The sequence below is a fragment of the Sulfitobacter sp. 1A13679 genome, assembly GCF_043557115.1.
In the GTDB taxonomy this organism is placed as follows: Bacteria; Pseudomonadota; Alphaproteobacteria; order Rhodobacterales; family Rhodobacteraceae; genus Sulfitobacter; species Sulfitobacter faviae.
This window is the reverse complement of sequence record NZ_JBIFFO010000004.1, coordinates 198,287-214,423: the sequence shown is the minus strand read 5'-3', so window position 1 is coordinate 214,423 and position 16,137 is coordinate 198,287. Positions and strand designations below refer to the sequence as shown.

At 62.5% G+C, this 16,137-nt stretch carries 14 protein-coding genes, 1 tRNA gene and 1 rRNA gene; 8 read left to right on the top strand and 8 right to left on the bottom strand.

From position 1 onward, the window contains the following. The 3 genes from ACGYLA_RS05390 to msrP all read right to left on the bottom strand — a co-directional run. Positions 1-342 (bottom strand): 16S ribosomal RNA (locus ACGYLA_RS05390); the annotation flags it as partial. A 668-nt stretch (positions 343-1,010) separates the two neighbouring features. Next, positions 1,011-1,607: a protein-methionine-sulfoxide reductase heme-binding subunit MsrQ gene (gene msrQ, locus ACGYLA_RS05385; RefSeq protein WP_394430901.1), complete on the bottom strand. Its 597-nt coding sequence runs from the start codon at positions 1,605-1,607 to the stop codon at positions 1,011-1,013. Positions 1,608-1,671: 64 nt separating this feature from the next. After that, entirely contained in the window at positions 1,672-2,577 is a 906-nt protein-coding gene (gene msrP / locus ACGYLA_RS05380) for a protein-methionine-sulfoxide reductase catalytic subunit MsrP (protein ID WP_394430899.1), read from the bottom strand. A gap of 123 nt (positions 2,578-2,700) precedes the next feature. Between msrP and ACGYLA_RS05375 the strand changes: the two genes are divergently transcribed. After that, positions 2,701-3,135 carry a DUF302 domain-containing protein gene (locus ACGYLA_RS05375; RefSeq protein ID WP_271692956.1) on the top strand — a complete coding sequence of 145 codons (435 nt, stop codon included), beginning with the start codon at positions 2,701-2,703 and terminating at the stop codon, positions 3,133-3,135. 60 nt (positions 3,136-3,195) lie between these two features. Here the strand turns inward: ACGYLA_RS05375 and clpB are convergent, their stop codons facing one another. Further along, positions 3,196-5,811: an ATP-dependent chaperone ClpB gene (clpB, locus tag ACGYLA_RS05370; protein ID WP_394430897.1), complete on the bottom strand. Its 2,616-nt coding sequence runs from the start codon at positions 5,809-5,811 to the stop codon at positions 3,196-3,198. A 355-nt stretch (positions 5,812-6,166) separates the two neighbouring features. Here clpB and ACGYLA_RS05365 point away from each other — a divergent pair, with 355 nt between their 5' ends. Both ACGYLA_RS05365 and pyrF read left to right on the top strand, forming a co-directional pair. After that, positions 6,167-6,481, top strand: coding sequence for an orotidine 5-phosphate decarboxylase (locus ACGYLA_RS05365; protein WP_394430895.1), 315 nt, complete (start codon positions 6,167-6,169; stop codon positions 6,479-6,481). Between the two features lie 245 nt (positions 6,482-6,726). After that, positions 6,727-7,416, top strand: coding sequence for an orotidine-5'-phosphate decarboxylase (gene pyrF, locus ACGYLA_RS05360; RefSeq protein WP_394430893.1), 690 nt, complete (start codon positions 6,727-6,729; stop codon positions 7,414-7,416). A gap of 197 nt (positions 7,417-7,613) precedes the next feature. Here the strand turns inward: pyrF and ACGYLA_RS05355 are convergent, their stop codons facing one another. Then, a complete protein-coding gene (locus ACGYLA_RS05355; RefSeq protein WP_394430891.1) occupies positions 7,614-8,021 on the bottom strand; it encodes an NUDIX hydrolase in 408 nt (135 codons plus the stop codon). A 60-nt stretch (positions 8,022-8,081) separates the two neighbouring features. On the opposite strand from ACGYLA_RS05355, the gene ACGYLA_RS05350 reads away from it, so the two are divergent. Continuing rightward, the gene (locus ACGYLA_RS05350; protein WP_394430889.1) at positions 8,082-9,335 is read left to right on the top strand and encodes a DNA polymerase IV; all 1,254 of its coding nucleotides are present in this window, start codon (positions 8,082-8,084) and stop codon (positions 9,333-9,335) included. 2 nt (positions 9,336-9,337) lie between these two features. On the opposite strand, the gene ACGYLA_RS05345 is transcribed toward ACGYLA_RS05350, so the two are convergent. Then, positions 9,338-10,198 (bottom strand): N-formylglutamate amidohydrolase, encoded by an 861-nt coding sequence (locus ACGYLA_RS05345; RefSeq protein WP_394430887.1) that lies wholly within the window; start codon positions 10,196-10,198, stop codon positions 9,338-9,340. Positions 10,199-10,343: 145 nt separating this feature from the next. Between ACGYLA_RS05345 and ACGYLA_RS05340 the strand changes: the two genes are divergently transcribed. The 4 genes from ACGYLA_RS05340 (at position 10,344) to ACGYLA_RS05325 (ending at position 12,766) form a co-directional block, all read left to right on the top strand. Further along, positions 10,344-10,418: transfer RNA gene (locus tag ACGYLA_RS05340), tRNA-Val, on the top strand. Positions 10,419-10,493: 75 nt separating this feature from the next. After that, positions 10,494-10,619 carry a type B 50S ribosomal protein L36 gene (ykgO, locus tag ACGYLA_RS05335; protein ID WP_005850168.1) on the top strand — a complete coding sequence of 42 codons (126 nt, stop codon included), beginning with the start codon at positions 10,494-10,496 and terminating at the stop codon, positions 10,617-10,619. A gap of 126 nt (positions 10,620-10,745) precedes the next feature. Next, positions 10,746-11,621, top strand: coding sequence for a glutathione-dependent disulfide-bond oxidoreductase (gene yghU, locus ACGYLA_RS05330; RefSeq protein ID WP_394430885.1), 876 nt, complete (start codon positions 10,746-10,748; stop codon positions 11,619-11,621). A 128-nt stretch (positions 11,622-11,749) separates the two neighbouring features. Further along, positions 11,750-12,766, top strand: coding sequence for a Fe(3+) ABC transporter substrate-binding protein (locus ACGYLA_RS05325; protein ID WP_394430883.1), 1,017 nt, complete (start codon positions 11,750-11,752; stop codon positions 12,764-12,766). Positions 12,767-13,135: 369 nt separating this feature from the next. Here ACGYLA_RS05325 and ACGYLA_RS05320 read toward each other — a convergent pair whose 3' ends face one another. Then, positions 13,136-14,695: an ABC transporter permease gene (locus tag ACGYLA_RS05320; protein ID WP_394430911.1), complete on the bottom strand. Its 1,560-nt coding sequence runs from the start codon at positions 14,693-14,695 to the stop codon at positions 13,136-13,138. A gap of 165 nt (positions 14,696-14,860) precedes the next feature. Beyond that, on the bottom strand, positions 14,861-16,087 hold the full coding sequence (locus ACGYLA_RS05315; RefSeq protein ID WP_394430881.1) for a phenylacetate--CoA ligase family protein: 1,227 nt from the start codon (positions 16,085-16,087) through the stop codon (positions 14,861-14,863). Positions 16,088-16,137 lie beyond the last annotated feature (50 nt).

The following is a 16,137-nucleotide window of genomic DNA, read 5'->3' as shown; positions in this document are numbered from 1 at the left end:
TTGTCTAAGATTCCCCACTGCTGCCTCCCGTAGGAGTCTGGGCCGTGTCTCAGTCCCAGTGTTGCTGATCATCCTCTAAAACCAGCTATAGATCGTAGACTTGGTAGGCCGTTACCCCACCAACTATCTAATCTAACGCGGGCCGATCCTTCTCCGATAAATCTTTCCCCCGAAGGGCGTATGCGGTATTACTCACCGTTTCCAGTGGCTATTCCGCAGAGAAGGGCACGTTCCCACGCGTTACTAACCCGTCCGCCGCTAGACCCGAAGGTCTCGCTCGACTTGCATGTGTTAGGCCTGCCGCCAGCGTTCGTTCTGAGCCAGGATCAAACTCTCAAGTTGAAAAGCTATTACTAGCTTATCCTTGACGTCGAACCTCTGCACATCGACCTGCATCCATTACTGAAAGATGCAGACCATTCTCTGTTTGTTGTGCTTCAGCTACAAAGTAGCGAAAGCCGTCCAAACAGTGAAGCTGACACTCTATCATCGAGCCGAAACCCTAAGAGCGCGATATACAGACGTTGATCCATCGAATGAACCAAACCGCCCACATATCTCTTCAGATATCAAATTTTCAAACAGCGTTGAGACAAAAGAAACTGAGATGCGCCCTAACTTCTTGGCGCGCCCCGCCTCTCATACCTCGAATTCTTATCCGCCTCGTGATCCGAACCACCGCGTCTCCGCTGCCGTCCGCCCCGTCTGGCGCCCCAGCGGTGCGTCTCAGCGCCGCCGGTAGAGGGGGTTCTAAGGTTAGTGGGACAAAGCCGCAAGCCGTTTTTTGAAGTTTTGTGTAGTTTTTGTGAAATCCTTATAAAATCACGGCAAAACAAGGCGTTATGGCATGCGAAAGACTGCAGAGGTTAACGCAAACTCTCCTAATATGCCTTCGTTATGTTAACGCCATCAGTTATCCACATGCCACAGCCCGGAATCGCGCGTTTCAGACGCGTGAATCACGACCTCTGTTGCCCCTTCCGAGTCGCCCATCCCCGTGGGCCTTTCTGTCAAAAGCTCCCCAACGGCAGCCGATAGATCAAAAGCCCTGCGACAAGACCGGCATAGACCAGCGGCTCTAGCTGAAACCCTTTCGCCAGCCATAGGAAATGTAGGGCTGCCAAAAGCGCTGCTACATAGGTCAGCCGGTGGAGCTTGCGCCAACGCGCCCCCAGCTTCCGCAGCGACCAGTTGTTGGATGTGGCCGCCAGCGGCACAAGGCATAGGAACCCCGCCATGCCGATGGTGATATAGGGCCGTTTGAGAATATCCGCCCAGATACGCGACAGCCCCTGCACGTCGAGCAGCGCCCAGACCGTCAGATGCGCGAGCGCATAGACGAAGGTCATCACACCGAGCGCCCGGCGAAAGCGCAGCAGGCTCACCCCAAGTACTCGGCGCAACGGGGTGATCACCAGACCGGCGATAAGCAGGCGCAGCGCCCAGAGACCATAGAGGTGTTCGAGCCCCTTTACCGGATCGCGCCCCAGCCCGCCGGTAAGCCCTTGGTAAAAGAACCATGGGATAGGCAGGGCCAGTAGGAAATAGACTGCCCAGACCGGGATGCGGCGGGCGGCCCTGTTCAGGGCATCGGCCAGGCGCATCATGCTGCGGCCACGCCAGCCTGCGGCGCTTGGGCGAAAGGACGGGGCATATATATTGCAGCCGGCATCAGAAGTTCGCCGTCAGGTCCATGCCCTCGTAAAGCGACGCCACCTCTTCTTCGTAGCCGTTGAACATCAGCGTCGGCTGGCGCCCTGCGAAGAGCCCGCCGCCGATGGGGCGCTCATCGGCCTGCGACCAGCGCGGATGGCTGACCTTGGGGTTCACGTTGCTGTAAAAACCATATTCTCGCGGCGCGGCCTTGTTCCAACTGGTGGGCGGCTGCGTGTCGGTGAGCGTGATGCGCACCACGGATTTGATGGATTTATACCCGTATTTCCACGGCACGACCAACCGCAGCGGCGCGCCGTTCTGGTTCGGGATGTCTTTGCCATAGATGCCGGTGGCCATGATCGTCAGCGGGTGCATCGCCTCATCCAGCCGCAGCCCTTCGACATAGGGCCAGTCGAGCACGGGGAAACGCAGGCCCGGCATCTCTTCGGGGCGGTAGGCGGTTTCAAAAGCCACGTATTTCGCGCCGGATTGCACCCCGGCCATATTGAGCAGATCGGCCAGTTCGAACCCGTTCCACGGCACCACCATCGACCACGCCTCGACACAGCGCAGCCGGTAAATGCGCTCTTCGATGGTCATCGCCTTCACGATATCCTCGAAAGCATAGTCGCCGGGCTTGTCGACCATGCCCGCGATGGTCACGGTCCAAGGGGCGGTCGTCAGCGCGCCCGCGTATTTCGCGGGATCGTCCTTACCGGTGCCGAACTCGTAGTAATTGTTGTATTGGGTGATGTCTTCGTAGTCATTCGGGGTCAGCCCCTCTTGGGCCGCGGCCCCCTGCCCCAGCCCGGCAAGACCCAGCCCCGCCATCGCAACGCCCATGATCTGCCGCCGGTTGAGGTATTGCGCCTCATCGGTCACGTCACGGTCCGTCAGTCGATTGATCCAGCGATTGGCCATTTCAGCGCTCCCTACTATACTCATGCAAAGTTAGCGCCCGCCGGAAGCCATACCAAATCCTTTCGCCCGGATTTCAGCCAGCACACCGGAATGTCAGGCGCCGTTATTCAAAGGAGTGCCGCCATGATCCGTTTTCTTTTCGCCGCCGGTCTGATCTGGGCCAGCGCCGCCCAAGCGGATGAGATGGTCACCTATACCACCGACCAGAGCTTTGGTGATGTGACTTTCGGGGTGGAGAACGCGATCCTGAACCAAGGGCTCATCCCCGAGAACGTCAGCCATGTCGGTGAGATGCTCGACCGCACCCGCGCCGATGTCGGGTCGGACGTGGTGCTGTTCGAGGCGGCGGAGGTGTTCAGCTTTTGCTCGGCCGCGCTGTCGCGCAAGGTGATGGAGGCGGATGTGATGAACATCGGCTTTTGCCCCTACGACATTTTCGTCATGCAATTGCCCGAGAGTGACGAAGTGACCATCGGCTACCGCGCTTTCCCCGACGGCGCGATGCAAGAGGTGCAAAGCCTGCTGGACGAGATCGTGAAAGAGGCGATTGGAGAGTAGGTCCCCTTCCAGATTAAAAAAGGGCCGGAAAATCCGGCCCTTCTCTTCATCGCATAACGGTTAGTGCACCGTTGCGTCATCCGGCTTGGGCCGGTTTGATGCGGCCACTTGATCGCCGATGATCAACCCATCGGCCCCGGCGCGGACGGTGACGGTATCGCCATCCTTCACATCCCCGGCCAAGAGCATCTCGGCCAACGGATCCTGCACGGTGCGCTGGATCACCCGCTTCAAAGGACGCGCCCCGAAGACCGGGTCATAACCCTCATCCGCCAGCCATTTTCGCGCGGCGTCGTCGAGATCGAGTGTGATCTTCCGCCCCGCAAGTCGCTTGAGCAGCCGCGCCATCTGAATATCGACGATCCCGTCCATGTCCTTGCGGCCCAGACGGTCAAAGATGATCGTCTCATCCAGACGGTTCAGGAACTCCGGCCGGAAATGCGCCCGGACCGCATCCATCACGTCACGCTTGGCCGCCGCCATATCGCCGCCCTCGGGCAGTTGGCTCAGCGCCTGCGCCCCGAGGTTGGAAGTCAGCACGATCAGCGTCTGTTTAAAGTCTACCGTGCGGCCCTGACCATCGGTCAGCACACCATCGTCGAGCACCTGCAAGAGCACGTTGAAGACATCGGGATGCGCCTTTTCGACCTCATCAAAGAGCACGACCTGATAGGGCCGACGCCGCACCGCTTCGGTCAGCACACCGCCCTCGTCGTAGCCGACGTAGCCCGGAGGGGCACCGATCAGACGGGCCACGGCGTGTTTCTCCATGAACTCCGACATGTCGATGCGCACCATGGCGCTGTCGTCGTCGAAGAGGAACTCGGCCACGGCCTTGGTCAGCTCGGTCTTGCCCACACCGGTCGGCCCGAGGAAGAGGAAGGAGCCCAGAGGCCGGTTCTCGTCGTTGAGCCCCGCACGCGCCCGGCGCACGGCATTGGCCACGGCCTTCACGGCAGCATTCTGCCCGATCACGCGGTCATGCAACTGCTCTTCCATCCGCAGCAGCTTGTCGCGCTCACCCTCAAGCATTTTACCCGCAGGAATGCCGGTCCAACGCTCGACGACGGAGGCGATCTGGTCCGGGCGCACGGCCTCTTCGACCATCATGTCATCCTCACGGCCTTCGGCGGCTTCAAGGTCGCGTTCCAACTGCGGGATCACGCCATAAGATAGCTCGCCCGCGCGCGCGAGGTTGCCTTCGCGTTTCGCGATGTCGAGTTCGGCCCGCGCTTGGTCGAGCTTCTCCTTGATGTCACGCGCCCCGGCCAGCTTGTCACGCTCGGCCTGCCACTGCGCTGTCATCTCGGCACTGCGATCTTGCAGATCGCTGAGGTCTTTTTGCAAAGCCTCCAGCCGATCCTTGGACGCGGCATCGTCTTCCTTCTTCAGCGCCTCCGCCTCGATCTGAAGCTGAAGGATCTGACGGTCCAGCGCATCCAATTCTTCAGGCTTGCTGTCGACCTCCATCCGCAGGCGGCTTGCCGCCTCGTCCATCAGGTCAATCGCCTTGTCGGGCAGGAAACGGTCGGTGATATAGCGATGGCTCAGCGTCGCCGCCGCGACCAGCGCGGTGTCGCTGATGCGCACGCCGTGGTGCAATTCATACTTCTCTTTAATGCCGCGCAGGATCGAGACGGTGTCTTCCACCGTCGGCTCCTGCACGATCACCGGCTGGAACCGCCGCGCAAGTGCCGCGTCTTTCTCAACATATTTGCGGTACTCTTCGAGGGTGGTGGCACCCACACAGTGCAATTCCCCCCGCGCCAGCGCAGGCTTCAGCAGGTTCGACGCATCCATCGCGCCATCGGCCTTACCGGCGCCGACCAGCGTGTGCATCTCGTCGATGAACAGGATCACCTCGCCCGCGGCTTCGGTCACCTCGGTCAGCACGGCTTTCAAACGCTCTTCGAATTCACCACGGTATTTCGCGCCAGCGATCAGCGCCCCCATGTCGAGCGCGAGCAGACGCTTGTTGCGCAGGGATTCAGGCACGTCACCATGCACGATGCGCAGCGCCAATCCTTCGGCGATAGCGGTCTTACCGACGCCGGGCTCGCCGATCAGCACCGGGTTGTTCTTGGTGCGGCGGCTCAGCACCTGCATGGCGCGGCGGATCTCTTCGTCCCGGCCAATGATCGGGTCGATCTTGCCCTCTTCGGCCCGCGCGGTCAGGTCGAGGCTGTACTTCTCCAGCGCCTCATAGTTGTCTTCGGCAGTGGCGCTGTCGGCCTTGCGGCCCTTGCGCACATCATTGATGGCGGCATTAAGCCCTTGGGCGGTCACCTGCCCCGCTTCCAGCGCCGTCTTTGCGCCCGATTTTACCATGCATAGCGCGGTCAGAATGCGCTCGACAGTGACGAAACTATCGCCTGCTTTCTTGGCAATCGCTTCGGCCTCGGCCAGCACCTTGGCGGTGGTGCCGTCCAGATAGACCTGCCCCGCATCGCCGGTGACTTTCGGAATCTTGCCAAGCGCCAAATCAAGCGCCTGCACCACGCGCGCACCGTCGCCGCCCGACGCGGCGATCAGATTCCGCGCAAGTCCTTGGTCGTCGTCCAACAGTGCTTTGAGGACATGTTCCGGGGCCAGCCGTTGGTGGCTTTCCCGTGTTGCAATGGTCTGCGCCGCCTGAATGAAGCCGCGCGATCTTTCCGTGAACTTGCTCAAGTCCATGGGTCTCTCCTTTTCTACAAGCGCTCCAAAATGCCGCGCCCGGTATGTGGCGCGCGGCGGTCTGAGCCTCCGTATCAATTTGGGTAGCGGGACTGCGGGTTCAAGACCATCCAATCGCAAAATACCGCCGAGAGAACTGCCGCCAACAGGAAAAATTCAGCCAATAAGGCAAAAATACGGCAACTTTGCGACAAAAAATACAATCCTATACTATTGATATCAATACATTGTTAACCTTTATCCACAGAAGCTGTAACCATAATGAAACCATTTTGCCCCTTCTCGCGTTTACCCAGCAGAGGAAAGCAGGATGGCAAAGCCTGCCAAGGTTCAGAAGAACGCAAGAGGTGAAACGATGCAGACGCGCCCTATCCAGTTGACAGATGTCACCTACAATGCGGCCACTCAGTGTTTCGAAGCGCTGGTGACCGTCCAAGACGGGGAGCAACTGCGCCGCTACGCCTGTGCAATTGATGCCCCGATCACCATGTCATACCGCGATGCCGCTGACGGGCTATCCCGTCAGGCGCTTCGCCGCCACGTGCAAAAGCGTGGCCTGAGTTCCGAAGTCCTGCGCCACGTCCCCGCTCAGCGGGCCGGACGCCGCAGCTTCGACCCGCTGCGTTGGCTGGAAGAGGTCATGCACCTCCCCGGTCGCGACGCGGCTTAACCCCCTTCCGCGCGGCGCCTGCCTGCCGCGCGGCTGCCCGCGGACCTGCCGCCACCTCATCTGTCCCGATGTGGCGTTCCGCAAACCAGAGACCAGTGCCTGCCTGCTAAGTCTCTGATCACTTGGCCCGGACCCGCTCAGCGGCGTTCGGGCCTCTTTTTTTGCGCCCTCCCCGCGTGAATGATGGACTTGGCCCGCGCCGCGGCGTAGATCAAAGCCGTTTGAAATTTGGCAGGAGCCCTCGCATGTCTGATGACCGTCTGATTGTCGCCCTTGATGTTCCCCATGCGGTCGCGGGGCTGGAACTGGCCGAAAAGCTCGGCGATGCCGTGGGTTTTTACAAAATCGGTCTGGGCATGCTGACCGGCGGCGGCTTGGCCTTGGCCAATGAGCTGAAGCAAGAGCATGGCAAGCGCATCTTCCTTGATATGAAACTCTTCGACATCGGCGCCACCGTCGAGGCGGCGGTGCGGGGCCTTGCGCAGTTCAATCTGGATTTCCTGACCGTCCACGGCGACCCGCATGTGGTGGCTGCGGCGAAACAGGGGGCCGCGGGCACCGATATGAAAATCCTCGCCGTCACCATCCTTACCTCGCTGGACCGCGCCGATCTTGACGCCGCGCTGATCCAGCCGGGCGATCTGGGCGATCTGGTGCTGACCCGCGCAGGCCGGGCGCTGGACGCGGGCGCGGATGGGGTCATCGCCTCTCCCCAAGAAGCCGCCGCGATCCGCGCCCTGCCCGAAGCGGGCGGCAAGCTGATCGTCACCCCCGGCGTGCGGCCCCAAGGTGCCGCATTGGGCGACCAGAAACGCGTCGCCACTCCCGGTCAGGCCATTGCGGACGGGGCCGATCACATCGTGGTGGGCCGCCCTATCTGGCAAGCCGAAGACCCCGCCGCCGCCGCCCGCGCCGTGCTTCAGGAAATTTTTTGAACATTAACAGGGGCCTTCCCTCGCCTGTAGCAAATCGACCACAGCGCGCCGGGTTGCACCACGCAGGTGGCCATCAATGTTAGGCGAAAACCGCATAACATGTTATGTTGAACTCAGGTGATACTCCCCGACGAACTGGTTCTTCCTGATGTTCGTCACCTCCCCCCGCTCACGCAGGCGGGGGGCCTTTATTTGCCCTACACCTTCGTGTCTGCAAGATAGACCCGCAAGCGGTCCTGAAAGGCGGGCACCGCGCGGGGATGGTTGAGAAACTCCGCCTCGGTCATCAAGCGCCAGCGCTGCCCCTCGTCGCCAAAGACAATCTGGGCCTCTGCCTCCGCAGGCAAGCGCGCGACGAAGAACCATTTGATCCGCCCGCCCTCGTCAAAGCTGCCCTCCCAGATTACGGCATCTTCAGGCACCACGATCCCCAGTTCTTCGCGGCATTCGCGCAGGGCGCAGGCCAGCGGGGTCTCCTCCCCCTCGCGCCCCCCGCCGGGAAAATCCCAGTGATCGGCAAAGAGCAGCCCCGGCAGATCGTCGCGCAGGACCACGGCCAACTTCTCCCCAAGGTAGAGCGCGAGCTTTGCGCCATCAAAGACCATGTTCAATCCCTCGCGATCTGGTTAGAATCGTCGCCCGAACCCTGCCCTCCCGGTGTACCCATGGCTACCCTCTGTCGCGATTGTCTGACTGAAATCCCGCCGTCGCGGCGCTGTCCGCGCTGCGGCAGCCCGCGCGTGCTGTCCCACCCGGAACTCTTTGACCTCTCCATCGCCCATATGGATTGCGACGCCTTTTATGCCTCGGTCGAAAAACGCGACAATCCCGAACTCGCGGGCAAACCCGTCATCATCGGCGGGGGGCGGCGCGGGGTCGTCTCGACCGCCTGCTATGTCGCGCGCATTCGCGGCGTGCGCTCCGCCATGCCGATGTTTCAGGCGCTCAAGCTTTGCCCCGAGGCGGTGATCATCAAGCCGCGGATGGAGGTCTATGTCGAAGCCTCCCGCGCGATCCGCGCCATGATGGAAGAGATGACCCCGGCCATCGAGCCGCTGTCGCTGGACGAAGCCTTTCTCGACATGACCGGCACCGCGCGGCTGCACGGCCAGCCCCCGGCGATGATGCTGGCGCGGCTGGTGCGGCGGATGAAAACCGAACTGGGGCTGACCGGCTCCATCGGGCTGAGCCACAACAAGTTTCTGGCCAAGGTCGCCTCGGACCTCGACAAGCCGCATGGGTTCTCTGTCATCGGCGCGGGGGAAACGGCGGACTTTCTGCGCGACAAACCCGTGGGCATGATCTGGGGCGTCGGTGCCGCCACCCAGACCGCGCTGGAAAAGGCCGGCATCCGCAGCTTTTCCGATCTCCTGCGGTGGGAACAGACCGATCTCATCGCGCGCTTTGGCAGCATGGGGGACCGGCTGTGGCATCTGGCACGGGGCCAAGACACCCGCCGCGTCTCGCGCCACCGCCCGGTGAAGTCGATCAGTAATGAAACGACATTCTCCGACGATACGGGCGACGCGGAGATACTGGACGGCCATATCTGGCGCTTGGCGGAAAAGGTGGCGGACCGCGCCAAGGCGAAAGAGATGGCGGGCCGGGTGGTGACGCTCAAGCTCAAACGCGCCGATCATACTGTGCTGTCGCGCCGCCTGTCGCTGCATGACCCGACCCAATTGGCCGACCGGATTTACCGCACCGCCCGCGCCCTCTTTGATCAGGTCGATCACCAAAGCGCCTACCGGCTGATTGGCGTGGGCCTCTCCGAGCTGTCGGGCGCCGAGGGGGCGGATATGGCGGGCGATCTGCTCGACCCCGGCGCGGCACAACGCAGCCGCGCGGAACGCGCCGCCGATAGCATCCGCAGCCGTTTTGGTGAAAAGGCCATCGGCAAAGGCCGCGCGCTGCGCTGAGCCTACTCCGCGGCGAGCGGAAGCCGCTCCTGCCCGATCTGCGCCACCTCGGCCACTACACGTTGCAGCACCGCCTGCACTGCCTCGAAAGCGCCATTGGGGCGAATCAACCGCTCGTTCATGTAAAGCGCGCGGTCGATTTCCACTTGCACCGCATGCTGTCCGCGAGACGGGCGGCCATAGGCTTGGGTGATATAGGCCCCCGCGAAGGGCGAATTGCGCGTCACGACGAAGCCCGCATCGACGAAAGCCGCTTCGATCCGGTCGACCACCTCACCCCCCGCCGCCGCGCCGAAACGGTCCCCCAGCACGACATCGGGCCGCCGCATCCCGCCGCGGGCCACGCCGTCCATCGCCTCATGCGGCATGGAATGGCAATCGACCAGCACCGCTTGGCCATGGCGGCGATGCGCCCCGCTCAGCAACTCCTGCAATTTCGCGTGATAGGGCCGCCAGTAGCTGTCGATTCGCAACTGCGCCTCTTCTTGGGTCAGTTTGCCGCGATAAATCGCCCGGCCATTGGCCACCACGCGGGGAATCACCCCCAGCCCCGAGGCCACGCGCGGGTTATGCCCCTGCCGCGGAATGCCTTCGATGACCGACGGATCCAACTCCTCTGGCGCGCGATTGAGGTCGATATAGGCCCGCGGGGCCCCGGCTTTGATAAAAGAAGCGCCATGCAGCGGTGCGCAGTCGAACAAGAGATCAACAAAGGCATCTTCGGACGAACGGATCGCATGTTCGTCCAAAACCGACCGCCGCAGGAAAGACGCCGCATAATCCCGCCCCGAATGGGGCGATGCAAAGACCACGCAAGAGCGGTTTCGGTCCGGATGCAATACTTCGTAAGCGGTCATCGGCATAATAAATTCCTCTAAGTCGAACATAGCGTGTTTATTCCGCGCCAAAAGCCCTTGATCCCGCCGCCGACTCCTTTTATAGGACCCCAACGGCGCGAAATTTCGCGCCCCATTTAGTTTTGGGGCCGATGTGGAAACGCTGAAAAGTGGGTGATTAGCTCAGCGGTAGAGCACTTCGTTGACATCGAAGGGGTCACTGGTTCGATCCCAGTATCGCCCACCATTTATTCATCGACCTGCCCTTGCAGGTTGCCCGCAACCCAGGCGCTGGCCCGCGCCACGACATGAGGAGACGACCATGAAGGTTCGCAATTCGCTCCGCTCGCTCAAGAATCGGCATCGCGATTGCCGTGTTGTGCGTCGCAAAGGCCGCGTTTACGTCATCAACAAGACGCAGCGCCGGTTCAAAGCCCGTCAGGGCTGAGCTTCGCAGCTATTCGGTTTAAAGGCCGCTCCTTCGGGGGCGGCTTTTTTCGTTGCGCCTAACTGCTTGCAACCCCGGCGCAAAACCCCACCTTCAAGGCAGGCTTGAATAACAAGGAAGACCATCATGTCGGACACGCCCGAATATACGCCCCCCAAGGTTTGGAAATGGGAATCAGAGAGCGGCGGCAAATTCGCCAGCACCAACCGGCCCATCGCCGGTGCGACCCATGACAAGGAACTGCCAGTTGGGGAGCATCCGTTTCAGCTCTACTCCCTCGCCACGCCCAACGGGGTCAAAGTCACGGTGATGTTCGAAGAGCTGCTGGCGGCGGGCCACAAAGCGGCGGAATATGACGCGTGGTTGATCGATATTTCCGAGGGCGATCAGTTCGGCTCCGGCTTTGTTGAGGTGAACCCCAATTCGAAAATCCCCGCGCTGATGGACCGTTCCGGCGACACGCCGCAGCGGGTCTTCGAATCGGGGGCGATCCTGCTTTATCTCGCCGAAAAATTCGGCGCCTTCCTGCCCCAAGACCCTGCCCGCCGGACCGAGGCACTCTCGTGGCTCTTCTGGCAGATGGGCAGCGCGCCCTACCTCGGCGGCGGCTTTGGCCATTTCTATGCCTATGCGCCCGAGAAGTTCGAATACCCCATCAACCGTTTCGCGATGGAGACCAAGCGCCAGCTTGACGTGATGGACAAGCATCTGGCCGAACACGAATATTTCGCCGATGAATACTCCATTGCCGATATGGCGATCTGGAGCTGGTATGGGCAGCTGGTCCTCGGTCGGCTCTACGCCGCGGCGGAATTCCTCGATGTGACCTCTTACAAGAACGTCATGCGTTGGGCCGAGGCGATTGACGCGCGCCCGGCCGTGACGCGAGGCCGGATGGTCAACCGCGCCTTCGGCGATGACCTGTCGATGCAATTGCACGAGCGTCACGACGCCAGCGATTTCGACACCAAGACCCAAGACAAGATCGGCAGCAAAGACTGACCACGCAGCCCCCGGCCCGGCTTGGCCGGGGGCTTGCCAACCAATTCTGGCGGAATTGGTTGCAGGAAAGGGTGAAATCTGTTTCTTACTATTTCAGTCAAGTTATCCCAATGGAACAGGACCCTGATATGACCTTCTGCAAAACATCGACTGCCGCCGCCGCGCTCATGGCGCTGGCCCTGCCCGCGCTGGCCGATGGCGAGTTGAACCTTTACTCTTCGCGTCACTACGACACCGATGAGCGGCTCTACTCCGACTTTACCGAAGCAACCGGCATCACCATCAACCGCATCGAAGGCAAGGCCGACGAACTGCTGGCCCGTATGGAAGCCGAAGGCGCGAATTCCCCCGCCGACGTCCTGCTGACCGTGGACACAAGCCGCCTCAAGCGTGCCAAGGACTTGGGCCTGCTGCAAGCCGTCGAGAGCGAGACGCTGGAAGAGCGCATCCCCTCCAACCTGCAAGACGACGACAACCAGTGGTTCGGCCTGTCGCAGCGCGCGCGGATCATCTTCTTCAACAAAGAGACGATGGACAACCCGCCCGAGACCTACATGGACCTCGCCGATCCGGCGTATAAAGGTCAGATCTGCATCCGGTCCTCGACCAACACCTACAACCAGACCCTGCTGGCCTCCATCGTGACCCATGAGGGCGAAGAAGCCGCGACCGAATGGGCGCAGGGCGTGGTCGACAACATGGCGCGCGCCCCGCAGGGCGGCGACACCGACCAGCTGCGCGGCATCGTTTCCGGTGAGTGCGACATCGCGGTCTCCAACAGCTACTACTTCGCCCGTGCGATCCGCACCGATGTCGATGGCGTCAGCGCCGATATCGGCAAGATCGGCGTGATCTGGCCGGATCAGGAAGGCAACGGCGCGCATATGAACCTCTCGGGCGGCGGTGTGGCCAAGAACGCGCCGAACCGTGAGAACGCGGTGAAGTTCCTTGAGTATCTCGCCTCGGATCAGGCGCAGGTCTACTTCTCGGCGGGCAACGACGAATTCCCCACCGTGGAAGGCGTGGAACTGGCCGACAGCGTCAAGCAGTTGGGTGAGTTCAAAGCCGACGAGGTGAACCTGTCGGACGTGGCCGAGAACATCGGCACCGCGCAGAAGATCTTCAACTCGGTTGGCTGGGAATAATCAGCGCGACATTCGCGCAGGAGGCGGGCTTTCGGGCCCGCCTTTTTTATGTGCTGTGCTGCCCGCATCTAGAGCCCCGCCCGTGGGGACCACGGGCATCGCCCTCCCTCCCCCCGGAGGGCGATTTTGCAACGCTGGCCCATGACGCAGCACCTGCGCCCTCGGCAAGGGCATTGCAGAGAGCAGGCCGATCATCGCCCCCCCAGTGAGGGCGATGCCCTCATCGCTCCCGGCCCGGAACCAAGCCGCAGGCGCCGGATTTGGTAAGGCTGGGTGGAAGTCATCTAAGTCACGCCAGGGCGGCACCATAAAGTGGCACGAAGGCACGGTTGGATCGCCACCCCACGGGCAGGCGCTGGCCCTCGCTATCTACCGCTGCCGCCCCACCTGTCGGCAAATCAGGATCACCGGCAGCAACCCCATCGCCACGATCACCAAGCTCGGCACCGCCGCCCCGTTCAAGCGCTCATCACTGGCCAAGCGATACGCCTGCACCGCCAGCGTGTCATAGTTGAACGGCCTCATGATCAGCGTCGCGGGCAGTTCCTTCATCACGTCGACGAAGACGATCAACAGCGCGGTCAGCAGGCTCGGCGCGAGGATCGGCAGATGCACCCGGCGCAACGTACCCAGAGGCGTCTGCCCCAGCGAGCGCGCGGCGGCATCCATGTTGGCATGCACCATGGACTGCCCGCCCTCGTAGGCGCCAAGCGCGGCGGCGAGGAAGCGCACCAGATAGGCCAGCACCAACAGCCAGATCGACCCGGTGATCAGAAGCCCGGTGGAAATGTCGAAGGTCTCACGCATCCAAGCGTCCAGCGCGTTGTCGAAGGCCGCGAAAGGCACCAGCAGACCCACCGCGATCACACCGCCGGGCACCGCGTAGCCAAGCCGCGCCACATAGGCGGCGCTTTGCGAGACCCGACCGGGACGCAGCCGGCGGTAAAAGCCCACGCTGATCGCCGCCAGTACGGTCAGCACAGCCGCCACGGCCGCAAGCGTCACCGAATTGCGCATGAAACCGAGGTAACGCGGGCTGAAGAGGCTCTGCTCGCTCTCGATTCCCATGGTCACGAGGATCACCACCGGCAGCACCGCCCCGAAGAGCACCGGCACCCCGCACAGCACAATCGCCGCCGCGGCCTGCCAGCCCTTCAACTCGGCCGGCGGCGCGGACTGGGTCCGGCGCGCGGGGTCGTGATACTTGGCCTTGCCGCGCTGTGCGCGTTCCAGCATCGCCAGCAGCAGGGCGAAACTCAGCAGGCAGAGCGCCAGCTGCGCCGCCGCCGCGCGGTCGAACATCGAAAACCAGCTGGTGTAGATGCCGGTGGCGAAGGTCTGCACGCCGAAATAGGCCACGGTGCCGAAATCGGCGATGGTCTCCATCACCGCCAAGAGCACGCCGCCCGCGATAGCGGGTCGGGCCAGCGGCAGGCTGACCTTGAAAAACGCGGCCCATGCGCTGGAACCGAGCGCGCGGGCGGCCAGAAAGGTCGTGCCGCTCTGCTGCAGAAAGGCGGCGCGCGCCAGCAGATAAACATAGGGATAGAGCACGAGCACCAGCATCGCCGCCGCCCCGCCGAGCGAGCGGATTTCGGGGAACCAGTAATCGCGCGGCCCCCAGCCGGTGACGTCGCGCAGCACCGTCTGCACGATGCCGGGATGGTCCAGCACATGGGTGTAGGCATAGGCCAGCACATAGGCCGGGAAGGCCAGCGGCAGCACCAGCGCGATTTCGAGAAGTTTCGCCCCCGGAAAACGTGTCATCGTGACCAGCCACGCGGCCCCCACACCGATGGCGAAGGTGCCTAGAGAGACCAGCAGCACCAAGAGCAATGTCGTGACCGTGTAGCGCCCCAGCACCGTGTCGATCAGGTGCTGCACCGTCTCCGTCCCGCCGCTCAGGGCGGCGATCAGCACCGCCAGCATCGGCAGCGCACAGAAGACGGCCACGGTCAGGGCGACGGCCGACAGGGCGCGCAGCCCGTCGCGGGCGCGGCGCAGGTGGGGCGTCTCGGTGGAGGCGGGGTTCAGCGTCATGCGCTCTATTTCGACGATTTCACTCGGAAATGCCAGAGGCCGCGACGCCGCGTCTCAGTCGTAGTTGCGGGTATCCTCGATCACCAGCCCGTCGCGCGGCAGGCTACCGGGGGCAACCAGTTCGACACGGCCCTTGAGCTTGAGCAGATCGGCCACGGATTGGGCATAGGCGGCCTTATCCTCTCCGGCGGTCTCGATCTGCACCGTCATGACATCGGCCTCGCCTTCGCGGCTGGCGATGACGCGGGCCTTCTCGATCTCGTCGTGCTGGGCGACCAGCGCCGCCACCTGCTCGGGCCGGACGAACATGCCCTTGATCTTGGTGGTCTGATCGGCGCGGCCCATCCAGCCCTTGACGCGCATATTGGTGCGCCCACAGGGGCTTTCACCCTCCAGCACGGCGCTGAGGTCGCCAGTGGCGAAGCGGATTAGCGGGTAATCGGGGTTCAGCGTGGTGACCACAACCTCGCCCACTTCGCCCGGGGCCACCGGAATGCCGGTACCGGGGGTGACGATCTCGACAATGACCTGCTCATCGACGATCAGCCCCTCCATCGCCGGGCTTTCATAGGCGACATTGCCCAAGTCAGCGGTGGCGTAGGATTGCAGGCAGGTGATGCCGCGCTCCTGATAGAAGGCGCGCAGGCTGGGGAAGAGCGCCCCGCCGCCGACCGCCGCCTTGGTGATGTTCAGCTTCACCCCCATGGCATCGGCCTTCTCAAGAATCACCTTCAGGTAATCCGGCGTGCCGGCATAGGCGGTGGAGCCCACGTCGCGCGCCGCGGTGACCTGAAGCTCGGTCTGGCCGGTCCCGGCGGGCAGCACCGTGGCGCCAACGGCGCGTGCGCCGCTCTCAAAAATCATGCCCGCGGGGGTCAGATGGTAGCCAAAGCAATTGTGCACCACGTCGCCCGCGCCGATCCCGGCAGCATGCAGGAACCGCCCCATGCGCCACCAGTCGGGATCGTTGCTCGACGGCTCATAAATCGGACCGGGGGATTGGAAGACATGGGAGAAGTCATGCACCGGCTTGGTGGTGAAACCACCAAAGGGCGGCTGGCCGGCCTGCGCCTTGCCCAGTTCAGATTTGCGCAAAACCGGCAGATCGGCCAGCGCTTCGGCGGAGGTGATCTGCGCGGCATCAATCCCCTTTAGCGTGTCACCATAGCCCGGCAAGCTCTGCGCGCGGGCGATCTGCTGCGGCAGAGCCTGCGCCAGATCGGCCGCCCGTTGGTCGGCGCTGCGGGTTTCCAGATCGTCGAAATGGGGCTTGGTCAGCATCCCTGTCACTTTCCTGCTATGGCATCACTGGAGAGGGCATAGGCCCGCTC